The sequence below is a fragment of the Acinetobacter sp. AOR43_HL genome, from assembly GCF_027854635.1.
In the GTDB taxonomy this organism is placed as follows: domain Bacteria; phylum Pseudomonadota; class Gammaproteobacteria; order Pseudomonadales; family Moraxellaceae; genus Acinetobacter; species Acinetobacter pittii.
The window spans coordinates 149,000-165,148 of sequence record NZ_JAKTHX010000018.1; the positions used below are offsets into that span (position 1 = coordinate 149,000).

Annotated in this window: 14 protein-coding genes; 11 read left to right on the forward strand and 3 right to left on the reverse strand. The window is 38.9% G+C overall.

Features of this window, described 5'->3' with window-relative positions:
- Nucleotides 1-94 precede the first annotated feature (94 nt).
- Nucleotides 95-700: an ATP-dependent Clp endopeptidase proteolytic subunit ClpP gene (gene clpP, locus MKL33_RS07585; RefSeq protein WP_002114870.1), complete on the reverse strand. Its 606-nt coding sequence runs from the start codon at nt 698-700 to the stop codon at nt 95-97.
- A gap of 193 nt (nt 701-893) precedes the next feature.
- Nucleotides 894-2,228 carry a trigger factor gene (tig, locus tag MKL33_RS07590; RefSeq protein WP_270906756.1) on the reverse strand — a complete coding sequence of 445 codons (1,335 nt, stop codon included), beginning with the start codon at nt 2,226-2,228 and terminating at the stop codon, nt 894-896.
- Nucleotides 2,229-2,642: 414 nt separating this feature from the next.
- Between tig and MKL33_RS07595 the strand changes: the two genes are divergently transcribed.
- From MKL33_RS07595 to rdgB, 7 genes are all read left to right on the forward strand, one after another.
- Nucleotides 2,643-4,931 carry a TonB-dependent receptor gene (locus tag MKL33_RS07595; protein ID WP_032005620.1) on the forward strand — a complete coding sequence of 763 codons (2,289 nt, stop codon included), beginning with the start codon at nt 2,643-2,645 and terminating at the stop codon, nt 4,929-4,931.
- Nucleotides 4,932-5,038: 107 nt separating this feature from the next.
- Nucleotides 5,039-5,722 carry a Fe2+-dependent dioxygenase gene (locus MKL33_RS07600; RefSeq protein WP_017398803.1) on the forward strand — a complete coding sequence of 228 codons (684 nt, stop codon included), beginning with the start codon at nt 5,039-5,041 and terminating at the stop codon, nt 5,720-5,722.
- A gap of 458 nt (nt 5,723-6,180) precedes the next feature.
- Complete coding sequence (gene leuA, locus MKL33_RS07605; RefSeq protein WP_032005170.1) at nt 6,181-7,878, forward strand: 2-isopropylmalate synthase; 1,698 nt, start codon at nt 6,181-6,183, stop codon at nt 7,876-7,878.
- An 83-nt stretch (nt 7,879-7,961) separates the two neighbouring features.
- Nucleotides 7,962-9,122, forward strand: coding sequence for a homoserine O-succinyltransferase MetX (gene metX, locus MKL33_RS07610; protein ID WP_002114709.1), 1,161 nt, complete (start codon nt 7,962-7,964; stop codon nt 9,120-9,122).
- A complete protein-coding gene (gene metW, locus MKL33_RS07615) occupies nt 9,122-9,715 on the forward strand; it encodes a methionine biosynthesis protein MetW (protein ID WP_001217230.1) in 594 nt (197 codons plus the stop codon). Before metX ends, metW begins: the two co-directional genes overlap by 1 nt.
- Nucleotides 9,712-10,299 carry a tetratricopeptide repeat protein gene (locus MKL33_RS07620; RefSeq protein WP_005804213.1) on the forward strand — a complete coding sequence of 196 codons (588 nt, stop codon included), beginning with the start codon at nt 9,712-9,714 and terminating at the stop codon, nt 10,297-10,299. Before metW ends, MKL33_RS07620 begins: the two co-directional genes overlap by 4 nt.
- A gap of 174 nt (nt 10,300-10,473) precedes the next feature.
- Nucleotides 10,474-11,100, forward strand: coding sequence for an RdgB/HAM1 family non-canonical purine NTP pyrophosphatase (gene rdgB / locus MKL33_RS07625; protein ID WP_032005168.1), 627 nt, complete (start codon nt 10,474-10,476; stop codon nt 11,098-11,100).
- A gap of 192 nt (nt 11,101-11,292) precedes the next feature.
- Here the strand turns inward: rdgB and MKL33_RS07630 are convergent, their stop codons facing one another.
- Entirely contained in the window at nt 11,293-12,168 is an 876-nt protein-coding gene (locus MKL33_RS07630; protein ID WP_086400282.1) for an AEC family transporter, read from the reverse strand.
- 252 nt (nt 12,169-12,420) lie between these two features.
- Between MKL33_RS07630 and MKL33_RS07635 the strand changes: the two genes are divergently transcribed.
- From MKL33_RS07635 to MKL33_RS07650, 4 genes are all read left to right on the forward strand, one after another.
- On the forward strand, nt 12,421-12,639 hold the full coding sequence (locus MKL33_RS07635) for a Sec-independent protein translocase subunit TatA (RefSeq protein WP_002114991.1): 219 nt from the start codon (nt 12,421-12,423) through the stop codon (nt 12,637-12,639).
- A gap of 12 nt (nt 12,640-12,651) precedes the next feature.
- Nucleotides 12,652-13,089: a Sec-independent protein translocase protein TatB gene (gene tatB / locus MKL33_RS07640; RefSeq protein WP_002114889.1), complete on the forward strand. Its 438-nt coding sequence runs from the start codon at nt 12,652-12,654 to the stop codon at nt 13,087-13,089.
- Nucleotides 13,086-13,856: a twin-arginine translocase subunit TatC gene (tatC, locus tag MKL33_RS07645; RefSeq protein WP_032005632.1), complete on the forward strand. Its 771-nt coding sequence runs from the start codon at nt 13,086-13,088 to the stop codon at nt 13,854-13,856. The genes tatB and tatC overlap by 4 nt, the downstream gene beginning before the upstream one ends.
- A 175-nt stretch (nt 13,857-14,031) precedes the next feature.
- Nucleotides 14,032-15,984 carry a PhoX family protein gene (locus MKL33_RS07650; RefSeq protein ID WP_270906757.1) on the forward strand — a complete coding sequence of 651 codons (1,953 nt, stop codon included), beginning with the start codon at nt 14,032-14,034 and terminating at the stop codon, nt 15,982-15,984.
- Nucleotides 15,985-16,149 lie beyond the last annotated feature (165 nt).

Here is a 16,149-nt window from a genome sequence, read left to right on the forward strand (position 1 = left end):
AAATAGAATCTTAAATATTAGGGCAAGATGCACTGCATAAATAACTAAATGGAGATCTTTTTCAACATCTCAAGTTATTTATATAAGAAGGTCCTTATGGACGCTTACTTAACACCTGATCAACCAGACCATATTCTTTAGCAGCTTGGGCTGTCATAAAGTTATCGCGGTCAGTATCACGAGCAACGGTTTCATAGTCTTGACCACTGTGCTCTGCCATTAAGCGGTTCAAGCGCTCTTTAATAAAGAGAATTTCACGCGCATGGATTTCAATATCCGATGCTTGACCACGGAAACCACCCAATGGTTGATGAATCATGACACGGGCATTTTCTAAACAATAGCGTTTGCCTTTGGCACCCGCATTTAATAAGAATGCACCCATTGAAGCAGCTTGACCCATACAATATGTCACGACATCAGGTTTAATAAACTGCATCGTGTCATAAATAGCCATGCCCGCTGTCACAGATCCACCTGGAGAGTTGATATAAAGGTGAATATCTTTATCAGGATTTTCAGCTTCTAAAAACAACATTTGGGCAACAATCAGATTTGCCATGTTATCTTCAACTTCACCTGTCAAAAAAATGACGCGCTCACGTAAAAGTCGTGAATAAATATCAAAAGAACGTTCGCCGCGAGAAGATTGTTCAACCACAACAGGAACTAAAGCATTTTCAATTGTTGGAACATACATACGTTATTTATTCCTAAATTTTTTGTGACTTAACCTATGGCAACAATATGCGGGATAATTTCTCAAATTGCAAAAGGTTCGCACTGAAATATTATATTATTTATACCTAAGTACTTAATGCCGCACTCTAGTTGACCACATAAAGAAAAACAAAAAAGGCGCCTCAGGCGCCTTTTTCTGACTTCTTAAAAGATTAGCCCATACGGCGAGCTTGTTGTTCTTTCAATAAGTCATCATAAGATACAGCTTTGTCAGTCACTTTAGCACCAGCTAAGATGTGATCAACAACTTGATCTTCTAATACAACTGCTTCGATTTGAGCAAGTTGTTGAGCATCATTTTTGAAGTATTCGATCACTTCAGTTGGATCTTCGTAAGAAGAAGCCATGTCGTCAATGTAAGCATCAACGCGAGCTTGGTCAACTTCAAGTTTAGCATCAGCTAAAACTTTGCTTACCAATACGCCAAGCTTAACAGAACGCTCTGCTTGTTCTTTGAACAATTCGTCAGGAAGCATGCTCTTGTCAAAAGATTGCGCGCCTGCACCACCAAATTGTTGAGTGAACTGTTGAACCATTTGTTGACGTTGACGGTCAATTTCTTGAGCAACCATTGCAGTTGGAACTTCAACTTCATTCGCAGCAACAAGTGCATCAAAAGCAGCTTGTTTAACTTGGTTACGTAAACCATTGCGAACTTCACGTTCCATATTCTTACGAACGTCAGCTTTTAACTTCTCAACACCTTCTTCTTCAGTTACACCGAAGATTTTTAAGAATTCAGCATCAATTTCTGGAAGTTTAGATTTTTCAACTTGCTTCACAGTGATTTTGAACTGAGCTGCTTTACCAGCCAAGTTTTCAGCTTGGTAATCTTCTGGGAAAGTAACGTCAATTACTTTCTCTTCACCAGCTTTCATGCCAATGATGCCATCTTCGAAGCCAGGGATCATACGACCTGAACCTAACACAAGTTTAAAGTCTTCAGCAGAACCGCCTTCAAACTTCTCACCATCGATAGTGCCTTCAAAGTCAAAAGTCACTTGCATGTCTTTTTTCGCCATACCCTTGGTTACAGCCCAAGTTTGACGTTGTTTTTGCAAGTTTTCGATCATAGCGTCAACGTCAGCGTCTTTGATTTCAGCTGATTTACGTTCAACTTCTAAGCCGTCAAATGCTTTTACTTCAACTTCTGGATAAACTTCTACAGTTGCTTCAAAAACTAAAGCGTCTTCTTTATGTTCAACTTTCTCAATGTTCGGCATACCTACCGCATTGATTTTTTCTTGTTGAATTGCTTCAAAAACGCTATCACGAATGATGTCATTTACAACTTCTTGATAAATGCTTGCACCGTATTCGCGACGAACAACGTTTTCAGGTACTTTACCTGGACGGAAGCCGTTGATCTTCACAGTTTTGGCAGTGCGCTTCAAACGAGCTTCAAATTGCTCGTTAATACGGCTCGTCGGTACAGACACATTTAAACGACGGGCAACGCCCGAAACCGCTTCAGTCGTTACTTGCATGGCTTCCTCGATAAAAATTAGTTAGTAGGAACAGTTTTTAAAAAAGTGCTGTATTATATGACAACTTTCAAGATATACAAAATTAACCGATCACTTCATGTAAGTGAAGGACATTATTCTAGTAAATTTCACAGTAATTTTATGATTCTTTAAATATTTTTCATAAGTACTTAAGTAAAACTAATTTTTTAGTTATTCTTTATAAATCTAAAATTACAATTAAACTTTGAATTTAATCGATTTAACAAACAATTACCAATAATCAGTAGATTAGCTACATAAAAGTATAATTTACCATTCAGTTATTCATTTTTTCTTCATAATTCAATTGGCAAATCCAATTAACACAAACTGTACATATAAATAAGAATTATTATTATTCGCATAACCTTTTAGTTTTAGAGTCCTGAAGTTATGTCTTTGATTAGAACACGTAAAAAAATTGTTTCTTCTGCAATAGCTTCATCGCTATCAATGATTGCAACAACAGCCATGGCGCAAGAAGCAGTTTCACAATTACCAACAATTCATACTAAAGCGACTCAAGAAGAATCTTTAAAAGTAGATCAGTCTGCAAACTCTAAATTCGTAGCTCCTCTAAAAGACACACCAAAATCAGTCTCTATTCTTTCTCAAAAATTAATTAAAGATACAAACTCTAATACCCTACTCGAAGCGTTACGCTATGAACCTGGTATTACATTAGGTGCTGGTGAAGGCGGCACACCGTTTACAGATATGCCTTACATTCGTGGTTATAGCGGTCAATCTTCTATTTATGTCGATGGCGTTCGTAATACGACTTCCCAAAACCGCGACATGTTTGCCATTGAACAAGTTGAAGTTATTAAAGGCTCTTCTTCTGCCCTTGGTGGTGGCGGTAGCGTGGGTGGAAGCATTAACTTAATCCCTAAAGTAGCTCATGAAGGTGACGTTTACCAAGGTAGTGTTCAAGGTGGTACTGACAACTATCGTCATATCCAACTTGATGCCAACAAAGACTTTGGTAACGGAGTTGCTGGTCGTGTTGTTATTATGGGTCACGAAAATGAAAAAGCTGGTCAAAGTAACGGTGCAGAATATGCCCGTGCCGGTATTGCCTCAAGTCTGGCATTTGGTTTAGACACAGCAACTCGTGGAACATTGAGCTACTACTATTTACGTAGTAACGATGAACCTGATGCAGGTATTCCGTTTAACAATGCAAACCCAACCAAACCTCCTGTTGGAGTTATTGTAACTCCTGGTGACGGCAAGCCTGTTGATGTAAAAGCTGGAACCTACTATGGCTGGAAAGCGCGTGATTTCGACAAACGCGAAAACCACATTGGTACGTTTAAGCTAGAACATGATTTTAATGAAAATCTTACCTTGTCTAATATAGCAACCTACAACAAATCTAAATCTGATTATGTTTATACGAATGCTGATGACTCTAAGGGTAATATTTACAGAGGCACAATCGCTCGCCGTGCGTTAAGCCGTATCTTAGATAGCGATGCTTATAGCGATCAGCTTTCTTTAAGAGGTAAATTCAACACAGGTAGCCTAAAGCATTCTTTTAATGTTGGTACCGAGTGGAGCTTCCAAGAAACTGACCAAGGTGTACATACTTTTACTAATGCTGCTGGCGAAACCACATCGACCATTTTAGACAGCAATATTCAAAACTGTACTTCAGCTGCTGCTGTGGCAAATGGCTGGTGTACGAGTTTAAATAATCCTGGAAATGGTGCCTTCACAGATAAGCGTGGATCTATCACTGCACAATCGACCACTCGTAGTCATAATGTAGGCGTGTATGCTTTAGATAGTATCGAATTTAATCCACAATGGTTACTTAACTTAGGTGTTCGTTGGGATAAATTTGAAACTGAGAAAAAATATAATAAGGACGTAAGTGGACGTACTCCTCATAAAGCTGGTGATAAATTAGAAAGCGATACAGATTACTTCTCTTACCAAGCTGGTTTAGTTTTTAAACCAACAGAAGATGGTAGTATTTATTTAAGCTATGCTACGTCAGCAAATCCAGTAGGCGTGCTTGCTGAAGGTGACACAGGTTCAGATTCTATTAGCGACTCAGGTGCTGCAAGTGCGAGTGCAAATGATCTAAAACCAGAAGAAGCTCGTACTTTCGAGTTAGGAACTAAATGGGATCTGTTTAATAACCGTGCTAATTTAACAGCAGCAGTTTTCCGTACTGAAAAGCAAAATACACGTATCCAAATTGATCCGAACACGACAGCCAATGCTGGTAAAAGTAAAGTTGATGGATTTGAAATTAGTTTGAACGGGAAAATTACCGACAAATGGGATGTTTCTACAGGCTATAGCTATTTAGATAGCGAAATCACAGAAGCTGCATATAATGCGGTTGCTCAAGAAGGTAAACCATTACCATTTGTAGCGAAAAACAGTGCTACACTTTGGTCTACTTACAGAGTAATGCCTCAATTGACTTTAGGCGCTGGTGTTGAATATCGTGATCAAGTCTTTGTGAACACAACTGCTCCGAAATACTTGCCAACCTATACTATTTACAACGCGATGGCTAAATACGACGTGAACAAGAACGTAAACTTACAGCTTAATATTAATAATATTTCTGATAAGCGTTACTTTACTAGTGCGCATGCAGCTCACTACGCATTTGAAGGCAATGGTCGTAATGCTGTCTTAGCAATTAATTTTAAGTACTAAGGTTGAATTCCATAATTTATTTATGGAATTAATTAAAGTTCATATAAAATAGCCTCGTCACGAGGCTATTTTTACAAATGAAGTATTTATATTAAAAGGTGTTTGCTGTGATTCATCATATCCCGAATGTTTTAAGCAAAGAGCAAGTTGCCGAGTTTCGTAAGCTCATGAAAGACGCCAATTGGGTAGGTGGGAAAGTGACTGCCGGTACCTTGTCTGCTTCTGTGAAAAGAAATCAGCAACTCTCAGAACAGGACCCGCTTACTCATCATTTAAGTGATCTTGTCATCAAAGCAATTTGGCAAAATCCAGTGTTTCAGGCTGCTGCCCTACCCCACAAAATTATTCCACCGCTTTTTAATCGTTATGATGAACATGAAAGCTTCGGTTTCCATGTAGACAACTCAATTCGCCTTATCCGTGGAACTTCAGAACAGTTACGCACTGATTTATCTTGTACATTATTTTTAAGTGAACCCGATGAATATGAAGGTGGTGACCTAGTGATTGAAGACACCTATGGTTATCACGAAGTTAAATTACCAGCAGGTGATGTCGTGCTTTACCCGTCTACTAGCCTGCACGAAGTCAGTAGCATTACCTCAGGTACTCGTTTTGCTTCTTTTTTCTGGGTACAAAGTTTGGTCCGTGACGATAGTAAACGCCACCTTTTATTTAATCTTGATGAGAGCATTCGAGAACTACGTAAATCACACGGAGATAACTACCCAGAAGTCATGAAGCTGACCAACATTTATCATAATTTAATCCGTATGTGGTCAGAACTGTAACCATATTTATTTTTGCCTTTTTAAGACCAGATAATCTTTTTTACCTTAATAAGGCAAAAATATGAAAATTATTTCCCACAAAAAACAAAACAGCGCAAAATTAGAAAATTATTTTCTAAACAACTTAACTAAAATTATGATAAGAATTTTGCACAAGGTGTAATCATTGTTTAGATGTGATATATCTAAATAACAAGATTACCTGCAAACCACCAAACTTATTATTTCACGGTCTAGAGATGAAAACGAATTACTTGTTTGCCCCGCCTACTCAAGCAAGACATCATCTGCAACTCCTGATGCTGCGCCAAGCGCGCGTATAAAAATTTTGTCTGCTTTTTAAAGCAGCACTTTAAAATTCCCTTTAATTTTTCTGAATTAGATACCATATATTAAGTAGAGACGTTGCCTTTTAAATATATCCAGAGCAACCGCGCTACGAGACAAGGAGTTTTCTCATGATGTTGGCTGACCCTAGCAAAAAATACCGCCGTATGTACCAGCGTGTGGATTTACCAGATCGCCAATGGCCAAATAACGAAATTACAAAAGCGCCAATCTGGATGAGTACGGATTTACGTGACGGTAACCAAGCAATTTTTGAACCAATGAACATGGAACAAAAATTCAAAATGTTCAAAATGCTTGTGAAAATTGGTTTTAAGCATATTGAAATCGGTTTCCCTTCTGCATCTCAAATTGACTTCGATTTTACTCGCATGTTGATCGAAGAAAATCATATTCCTGATGACGTATACATTGAAGTTTTGGTTCAAGCACGTGACCATTTAATTGAACGTACTTTTGAATCTTTGGCAGGTGCTAAACGCGCAATTGTGCATATTTATAACTCGAACTCTCCAACCTTCCGTCAAAAGGTGTTGAATGTAGATGTTAATGGCGCAAAACAATTAGCAATTAATGCTGCTCAAAAAGTTAAAGAATATGCGGCTCAATATCCTCAAACTGACTGGATTTTCCAATACAGTCCAGAATGTTTCTCTGCAACTGAATTAGAAGTCGCTAAAGATGTCTGTGATGCCGTCACAGAAATCTGGGATGCACGTCCAGATCATAAAGTTATTTTAAACTTGCCAGCGACTGTCGAGGTTTCTACACCAAATGTTTATGCAGACCAAATTGAATGGATGCATCGTAATTTGGCACGTCGTGATGGCGTAATCATTTCTGTTCACTGCCACAATGACCGCGGCTGTGGTATTGCTGCATCAGAACTTGCCATTATGGCGGGTGCTGACCGTGTTGAAGGCTGTGTGTTCGGTAATGGTGAACGTACAGGTAACGTTGACGTTGCAGCAATTGCATTGAACATGTATACCCAAGGTGTAGCACCAGAGTTAGATTTTTCTAATATTAATGAAGTGATTGCAACGGTTGAAGAATGTACTGGTTTACCTGTACACCCTCGTCATCCATATGCAGGTGACTTGGTATTTACTGCATTCTCTGGTTCACATCAGGATGCGATCAAAAAAGGCTTCGAGTACCAGAAAAACGAAGAAATCTGGGATATGCCTTACTTACCAATCGACCCGAAAGATTTGGGCCGTGACTACGATGCTGTAATTCGTGTAAATAGTCAGTCTGGTAAAGGTGGTATCGCTTATTTATTAGAATCAAACTACAACGTTGTATTACCACGTCGTTTGCAAATCGAATTCAGTCAGGTTGTTCAACAATATGCTGATGAGAACGGTACAGAAATTAACGCTAAAGAAATCTGGACGTTATTTAAAGATGCGTATGTTGATGTGAAGAATCATCATTACACAGTCAAACACTACAAGTTATCTGACATTAATGGTACTCAGATTATCGAACTTGATATTGATGTCGAAGGTGAAACACAACAACTTCGTGGTGAAGGTAACGGGCCAATCTCTGCGTTCTTAAATGCACTTCAATTACCAATTGACGTATTGAACTATGAAGAACGTAGTATTAGTTCAGGTGCAAATGCGAAAGCATTAACCTTAATTGAACTTCAAGTAAAAGGTACAGGTAAAGGTTCATTTGGTGCCGGTGTTCATGACAATACAGTCACCTCATCTATTGAAGCAATTATTGCGTGTACCAACCGTTTGATTGATCAAGGTGTTTTAAGTACAGATCAGGTTGTTGCCGCCGCTGTTTAATTAAAAAAAAGACTTTGGAAAGGATACCTAGCTTGGTATCCTTTCTTTTTATTCCTGAAAGATTTAAAAGGCGAAATGTTCCCGTGTCTTTTCCAGCTGATTCAGTGGGGTTAGTCACTCCGCAAAAGTTCCAATTTGAAGAACCATTACACCTTGAATGTGATCGTGTTTTGCCACGTTTTGAACTAATGGTCGAAACTTACGGCACTTTAAATGCTGATAAATCAAATGCAATTTTAATCTGTCATGCTCTTTCCGGACATCATCATGCAGCGGGTTATCACCACGAAGATGATAAAAAAGCTGGATGGTGGGATAGTTGTATTGGCCCGGGTAAGGCAATTGATACGAATAAGTTTTTTGTAGTTTCGCTCAATAATATTGGTGGCTGTAATGGTTCAACTGGCCCGACCTCACCAAACCCTGAAAATGACAATCGCCCATATGGACCTGATTTTCCATTAGTAACGGTACGTGACTGGGTTAAAACTCAGGCCATGCTTTCTGACCGTTTGGGTGTAGATGTCTGGTATGCAGTGGTCGGTGGATCATTAGGAGGCATGCAAGCACTACAATGGTCTGTAGACTACCCTGATCGCCTGCAAAAATGTGTGATTATTGCCAGCGCACCAAAACTTTCAGCACAAAATATTGCATTTAACGAAGTGGCACGTCAGTCAATTCTGTCTGATCCAGACTTCCATCATGGTCGTTACTTAGAAAATGATAGCTATCCGAAACGCGGACTAATTTTGGCTCGCATGGTCGGTCATATCACCTATCTTTCAGAAGAAGCCATGAAACAAAAATTTGGCCGTGATTTAAAATCTGGTAAATTTATGTACGGTTTTGATGTCGAATTTCAGGTCGAAAGCTATTTACGTTATCAAGGTGAACAGTTCAGCCGTAACTTTGATGCCAATACTTATCTCATCATGACTAAAGCTTTAGATTATTTTGACCCATCTCGTGAGTACGGTCATTCTTTAACTGAAGCGATGGGTAAAACTAAATGCCAGTTCTTGATTGTCTCGTTCACAACTGACTGGCGTTTTGCACCAAGCCGCTCACAAGAAATTGTAGATGCACTTATTACCAATCATAAGCCAGTAAGTTATCTCGACATTGATGCTGAACAAGGCCATGACTCGTTCTTATTCCCGATTCCACTGTATGTCAAAACCATGCGCGCTTTCTTAGGCGGTGAAGAACACTTAAAATCGACATCACTGGAGGCAAGCTAATGCGTATTGATCAACAACTAGCAGAAAAGTGGATTAAACCCGGCTCAAGCGTACTCGATTTAGGGTGTGGTGACGGTGAATTACTCGCTCATATGAGCCAAAAGCATCAAATTCGTGCTTATGGTTTAGAAATTGATCAAGAAAAGATTGCAATTGCCGTCAGTCGCGGGTTAAATATTATTCAACAAGATTTGAATCTCGGCTTAAGCCGCTTTGCAGACCAGTCCTTTGACTATGTGGTTATGGCACAAGCTTTGCAAGCCGTAGATGCACCCGATGTTTTATTAAGAGACATGGTGCGTGTGGGTAAACAGGCAATTATTACTTTTCCAAACTTTGCGCATTGGAAGACTCGCTCTTTTCTTGCATTAAAAGGAATGATGCCTGTATCGGATGCTCTACCATATATGTGGTATAACACCCCCAACATTCATTTATGTACATTTAAAGATTTCGAAGCACTATGTGCTGAAAATCAGATACAAATTATTAATCGACTCGCCGTCAATGGAAATCAGCAGGGAAGCCTGTTAAGCAAACATGTTCCGAATTTGTTTGGTGAAGTCGCTATTTATCGAGTGAGTGCACTATGAAAAAGACATTATTTAGCACACTATTTGCAGGACTGCTAAGTATGCAGGCTCATGCAGATTATATCGCCCAGCCACAATCGGTTGCGAGTCAGGCTGCACGTTTTTCAACAATGGGGATTAACGATCTTCAGAAAGCAGCAAAAGCTGGTCAAGCAGGCGCACAGTTTTATCTTGGTACACACTATCAATATGGTAAAGATGTAGCAAAAGATGACAAACAGGCTTTCGCATGGTTTAAAGCAGCAGCGGATCAAGGTTTATCGCCAGCACAATTAAACGTAGGCCGCATGTATGCCGACGGTATTGGTGTTAAAAAAGATGAGTCTATGGCTCGTAAATACTTTGAAAAAGCAGCAAGCAATGGTGATAACCGTGCAAGCTATAACCTTGCTATGATGGAAGAGCAAAAGAAAAACTACGTTGGTGCTTACCAGTGGTATGAGCTTTCAACTCGTGATGGCATGCTCGACAATAAAGTGATTAGCCTATCTGAAGGTAAGAAAACTGCTCTAGCAGCTAACTTAACTCAAGAACAAATCCGTACAGCACGTGACCGTGCGGACAAATGGATTCAAGCACAATAATAACGGTTCATCCGTAAAAAACCTTACTCGACTAAAGCCACCTTGTATGCTCTACAAGGTGGCTTTAGTTTAGGTTGTCCCATTTTATATTCTATTTATTTCCCTCTATATCCCCTCTTAAAAAACACGTAACATAACTCACGTTCGATATTAGCTATAAAGTTTGGTTTTATTATGTCTACCCCACATTGGTTTGATCAGGGCAGTTTAGTTCTTGCCAGCAATAACAAAGGTAAAGTCGCAGAGTTTGAAAAACTTTTTGAACAGCTTAAGTTACCAGTAGAAATTATTCCTCAAGGTCGCCTTAATATTCCTGATGCAATTGAAGATGGCTTAAGCTTTATTGAAAATGCCATTATTAAAGCTCGTCATGCCTCTAAAATTTCAGGTAAACCTGCTATGGCTGACGACTCTGGTATTTGTGTTCCTGTCTTAGGCGGTGCACCTGGCATTTATTCAGCACGCTATGCTGGAGAACATGGTGACGATGCAGCGAACAATGCCAAATTATTAAATGACCTTTTACCATTTCGTAAAAATGGTGAAGTGATTGAAGGTATGTTTGTGTGCGTACTTGCTTTAGTCACTCACGCTGAAGATCCGTTACCACAAATTTTCCAAGGCATCTGGCACGGCGAAATTTTAGAAGCTGCACGTGGTGAAAATGGCTTTGGTTATGACCCGCTGTTCTGGTTGCCTGAGCTACAAGTTTCTAGCGCTGAACTTTCTAAAGAAGACAAGAATAAGATTAGTCATCGTGGGCAAGCGATGCAGTTATTTAAAGAGAGCTTACAGAAGTAAGCTGATCACATGGCCACAATATGCAGCGTTAGAATATATTAAACTTTGTATAGGCAGACCTTACTTTTCAAAGATGAAAAGTAAGCAAAAATCTTTTGTTAGACTGATGGTACGTTCATGTACCACAGTCTAACTGGCGGCATCCATGCCGCCTTCGCACAAGCAGATGTAGGGGAAAAATTTTTAAATTAATTATAGTGGGAAATGCAAAAATACCGCATAAATCGCAATAAAAATACAACTCACAATCGTCCCTGAGGCAATGTAAGCCGCCGATCTTCCCGTCCCTTGATAATGTGTTTCTAGCGCTACAATATTGGCTGCTGGCGGCAGACAGAACATTAAAAACATCACTCCAATTTGCTGACTGATATTTGGAATGGGTAAAAATCTATAAGTTAAGCCACAAAGAATAAACCCGCACACTACTTTAAATGCTTGAGCTTTTGTACTGTAAATTAAGTCTTTTAAATGCACTCGGGTACGGCGTAGCCACATTCCCAGCACACACATACCAGCAAAAGTCATGACAAACTTGACAACTTCATATACCCAATGTATAGCAGGATGCTCGATATGTTGAGCACCTAACGACCTAAGTAAAAGTGCACAAAATATTGAAATACACGGTGGAGAAGTTAAAACCTTTTTTAATATGTTGAGCTTACTTTGTGGTGCAGTGGTGACTGCCGTAACAGCCCACGCATTGCCAAAAAGAGAGACTCCAATATATAGCGCAACAATAGGAGCTGTAGCATCAGGTCCAAATAAGGCCATAGCAAACGGAAAGCCAAGCCACCCCATATTGGTATAACTCACGCATAGTGCTAATAATCTGTCTTTAAATAAAGCTAAATAGGCAAAGAAAATAAGAAATGCTGAACCGAAGCTAAACAGCATTAAACTCAAACTACCCGGCTGATAAAATACCATGTTGTAAATAATCACAATCGGAATTAGTAAGCGGGCAAGCCAAGCTGAAAGAATAGGTTTTATGGTTTCTGCAATAGAAGTCTGAGCAAGTAGAAGTCCTGTGATAAATGCCAATATAGGCAGTAGTAGCGCCACGCTCTCTCCTCTTGCTCATCAAAACCAGCTTGCTATGCTACACCTTTTCAAAATGAAATGTACTCTCCATTTCAAGTAATTTAAGTGACTCTTTTCAAACTATGTATAAATAAAAAAAGAAGATATTCAGTTTATAAAATGAACTTTTTAGGTTTTGACAGTCATTCATTGTCTTAAAAATGACATATAAATGTCACATTCCTGTCATGGCAACCTGTTGATATAAAGCAAACTGAAAAGAGGTATAAGATCATGGCCGGTTTATCTATTTGGCATGTCGTTATTTTTGCAATTGTCGTTATTTTATTATTCGGTACGTCTAAATTAAAAAATATTGGTAAAGACGTAGGCGGTGCAGTAAAAGACTTTAAAAAATCAGTTCGTGAAGAAGATGAGACTACTGCTCTTAATACTCCACGTACAATTGATGCCCAAGTCAAAACACCTGACAGCACATCAGTAAAAAGCTAAAGGTTTTCGACCATGCTTGATGTAGGAATGACAGAGCTACTCTGTTTTGCAATTATTGCAATTTTAGTTTTAGGCCCGGATAAACTTCCAGAAGCTGCACGCTTTGCTGGTCGTTGGTATGTTCGTCTAAAACGTTATATTACCAATTTGCAAAATGAGATTGATCAAGAGTTGCGTCTTTCTGAGTTTCGAAAAGAAATGCAAGAAGAACTCAACCGCATTGAAGCACTAGAACGTAAAGTACAACAACAGCTTGAAGAAATTCAAAAGCAGAATATTTCTGAAAATATAGATAAGGCTGAGGCAACCAAATCAGTGCCCCAACCTATTCGGATATGTCTTCCTATATCAGGCCATTATAAAGTCCCATACATTAGAAAATTTATGCCTTTAGCATCATCAACTGATATTTCAGAGACATCACCTGTTAAATTGAAGATTGCCGTATGAACCAACTGCCTTCAACCACTGTAAATAATCAGGAAAATTTAGACCAAATGCCAATCATGAGCCATTTGGTCGTTTTACGACGTCATTTATTTAGGATTGTCGGAGTAACCTTATTTTTATTTTTTTGCTTATTACCTTTTAGAAATAATACTTACCAATTACTATCCGAACCTTTGAGGCTGCAACTTCCAACCTCCTCGTCAATGATTGCAACCGATGTCACTGCAACATTCATGGCGCCTTTTAAACTCAATTTATTTGTCGCACTTGTGCTGGCAATGCCATTTATTCTGTATGAAATCTGGTCATTTGTTCGTCCAGCGCTGTATCAAAAAGAACGTCATTTAGCACTACCATTACTCATCGGTAGTATTGTCTTGTTTTATGCGGGTGTTGCTTTTGCATATTACATTACTCTTCCGGCAATTTTACATTTCTTTATTAGTGTATCGCCTGAAACTGTTGCACCGATGACGGATATTAATAGCTACCTAAGCTTCTGCTTAAAGTTATTTTTAGTATTTGGACTGACTTTTGAAATTCCAATCGCTACGCTTCTCCTTATTTTAATCGGTGTGGTAAATACAAAAAGCCTTGCTGAAAAGCGACGTTTTATTATTGTTGGATGTTTTTTTGTAGCGATGTTTATTACACCGCCAGATGCAATTTCAATGGTGATGTTAGCAATTCCAATGTGGTTGCTTTTTGAGCTCGGCCTGCTCTTTGGTAAAATTCTTGAGAAAAGAAAAGCCCATCCTGCTGAATAAAATGATTTTTAAGAAAAAGCCTGAGCCTACAAGTTCAGGCTTTTTTATGTAGAACACTTTTTAATCTACAAAGCAATAAACTGTCTTCAAAGTGACTTAAAAATGTAAGAAAAGTGTCATTTTCAGTCCATAGAATCAACTCAACAAATATACCCACAAAATTTACGGATTTCTTATGACAACTGCTTCTACTCAACCAACGCGTCGCGAAATTTTAAAATGGTTTTCGGGGATTCCTTTTCTACCATTAGGAGCGATGGCTACGGCAGCAACATTAGCAGGTTGTAATGATAGTGATGACAGCTCAGTAGTCACTCCAACACCACAACCAAGCAAATTTAAAAATGCAAAATTCACAGCAATGCCAGCGCCAACAACTGCAGCTGATCGTGCAACAACTGTAGTGAATTCTAAATTAAAAATTGATTGGGAAAATTCAACCAGTACTGAATACCAACTCGCTTATAAACCTTTCTTTAAAACTGGTGATAGCGTACCAAAACTTGGTGGTGGGACGATTATCGCGGGTGGTTATTTTGATGTTAACGGCAATCCAATTATGGATAAGTCAGTTGCTGGTAAAGAACGTCAATTCTTTTCAGACTGTCCAGATGGTTCATCTCTAATTCAATTAGAAGGTGCGAAAGTTGATGGTGTAGCAAATCCTGTGTTCCATGTTGTTCAATTTGAATACAACTCTAAAGACCAAGCAGGTGGTGATACTTACGGTCAATTACCTTCACCAATCGCAATTTTGACTTTAGATCAAGACCAAAAAACAGGTCACCTAGAACTTAAAAAATACTTCAACGTTGATACTGCACCAGTACACGGTTTATGGATTACTTGCGGTGCTAGCCTATCACCTTGGAACACTCACTTATCAAGTGAAGAATACGAGCCAGATGCATTCAATCAAGGTATTGGCGGTACAGATCTAAAATATCTTGGTAAATACTTCTTTGGTGATGAAACTAAAGCAAACCCATATAACTACGGTCATTTGCCAGAAGTAACAGTTAACCTTGATGGTACAGGTAGCATTAAAAAACACTATTGTTTAGGTCGTATTTCTCACGAACTTATCCATGTTATGCCAGACAACCGTACAGCACTTATGGGAGATGACTACACCAACGGTGGCTTCTTCATGTTCGTTGCAGATAAAGAAAAAGATTTATCGGCAGGGACACTATATGTTGCTAAATACATCAATACTCTAACTGAAACCTCAACTGCTAGCATTCAATGGATCAAACTTGGCCATGCGACTAGTAAAGAAATTGAGGATTTAGTTGCTGGTGGGATTAAGTCAACTGACATCATGGAAAGTTTAACAACCAATCCAAATGATGCCAGCTATACTGAAATCACTTTGGCAAAGAAACAGCTTTGGGTCAAACTTAAACCAGGTATGGAAAAAGCAGCAGCTTTCTTGGAAACACATCGTTATGCAGCACTAAAAGGTGCAAGTATGGCGTTCACCAAGATGGAAGGTACTAACGTAAATATTAAAGATAAAGTTGCTTACTCTGCTTTAGCTAATATTCAAGATTCAATGGTCATTGGCGGTAAAGGTTATGTTGCGGAACATAATGTAGGGTTCTCTAAAAAGATTACTGCTGGTGGCGTGCTTGCACACAAGTTAGGTAATAGCTTTACAGACAATGAAGGCAGCGCAATTAATAGTGAGTGGGTTCCTCTTTACTCATATATGCTGCTCATGGGTGAAGATCTTGCTGCGAAAGATAGTTTAGGTAATACAGCGAACCCAGACAAAATTGCTAGCCCAGACAATCTGAAGTTCTCTGAAACTTTACGTACATTATTCATTGGTGAAGACTCAGGTAACCACGTGAACAACTTCTTGTGGGCATACAATGTAGATACCAAAGAGTTAACACGACTGCTTTCTACACCTGCAGGTGCAGAGTCAACAGGTTTACATGCTGTAGATTCAATCAACGGTTGGACTTACATCATGAGCAACTTCCAACATCCAGGCGACAGTAGTAGTGTACCTGAGGATGTTAAGGCATTAATTAACCAAAATTACAACAATGGTTATAGTGCTAACGTCGGCTATATTACAGCAGACCCAATTGCCCCTTCAGTCACAACTAAATAATTTTTCATAACCTCTTTAAATATTAAAGCTGGCTAAGGTCAGCTTTAATATTTTTACATTCAACTTTTACTTTTTATGAAAATTAAATGAAAAATTACAGAACTTTTCATTAACTTATCATCAAAACGTCAACGCCTCGTCACATTCACAAACTAAGCTCATGAA

Excerpts from the sequence above, each read along its gene's own strand:
- clpP (WP_002114870.1), bottom strand. The coding sequence starts at position 700 with ATGTATGTTCCAACAATTGAAAATGCTTTAGTTCCTGTTGTGGTTGAA.
- tig (WP_270906756.1), bottom strand. The coding sequence starts at position 2,228 with ATGCAAGTAACGACTGAAGCGGTTTCGGGCGTTGCCCGTCGTTTAAAT.
- MKL33_RS07595 (WP_032005620.1), top strand. The coding sequence starts at position 2,643 with ATGTCTTTGATTAGAACACGTAAAAAAATTGTTTCTTCTGCAATAGCT.
- leuA (WP_032005170.1), top strand. The coding sequence starts at position 6,181 with ATGATGTTGGCTGACCCTAGCAAAAAATACCGCCGTATGTACCAGCGT.
- metW (WP_001217230.1), top strand. The coding sequence starts at position 9,122 with ATGCGTATTGATCAACAACTAGCAGAAAAGTGGATTAAACCCGGCTCA.
- MKL33_RS07620 (WP_005804213.1), top strand. The coding sequence starts at position 9,712 with ATGAAAAAGACATTATTTAGCACACTATTTGCAGGACTGCTAAGTATG.
- rdgB (WP_032005168.1), top strand. The coding sequence starts at position 10,474 with ATGTCTACCCCACATTGGTTTGATCAGGGCAGTTTAGTTCTTGCCAGC.
- MKL33_RS07635 (WP_002114991.1), top strand. The coding sequence starts at position 12,421 with ATGGCCGGTTTATCTATTTGGCATGTCGTTATTTTTGCAATTGTCGTT.
- tatB (WP_002114889.1), top strand. The coding sequence starts at position 12,652 with ATGCTTGATGTAGGAATGACAGAGCTACTCTGTTTTGCAATTATTGCA.
- tatC (WP_032005632.1), top strand. The coding sequence starts at position 13,086 with ATGAACCAACTGCCTTCAACCACTGTAAATAATCAGGAAAATTTAGAC.
- MKL33_RS07650 (WP_270906757.1), top strand. The coding sequence starts at position 14,032 with ATGACAACTGCTTCTACTCAACCAACGCGTCGCGAAATTTTAAAATGG.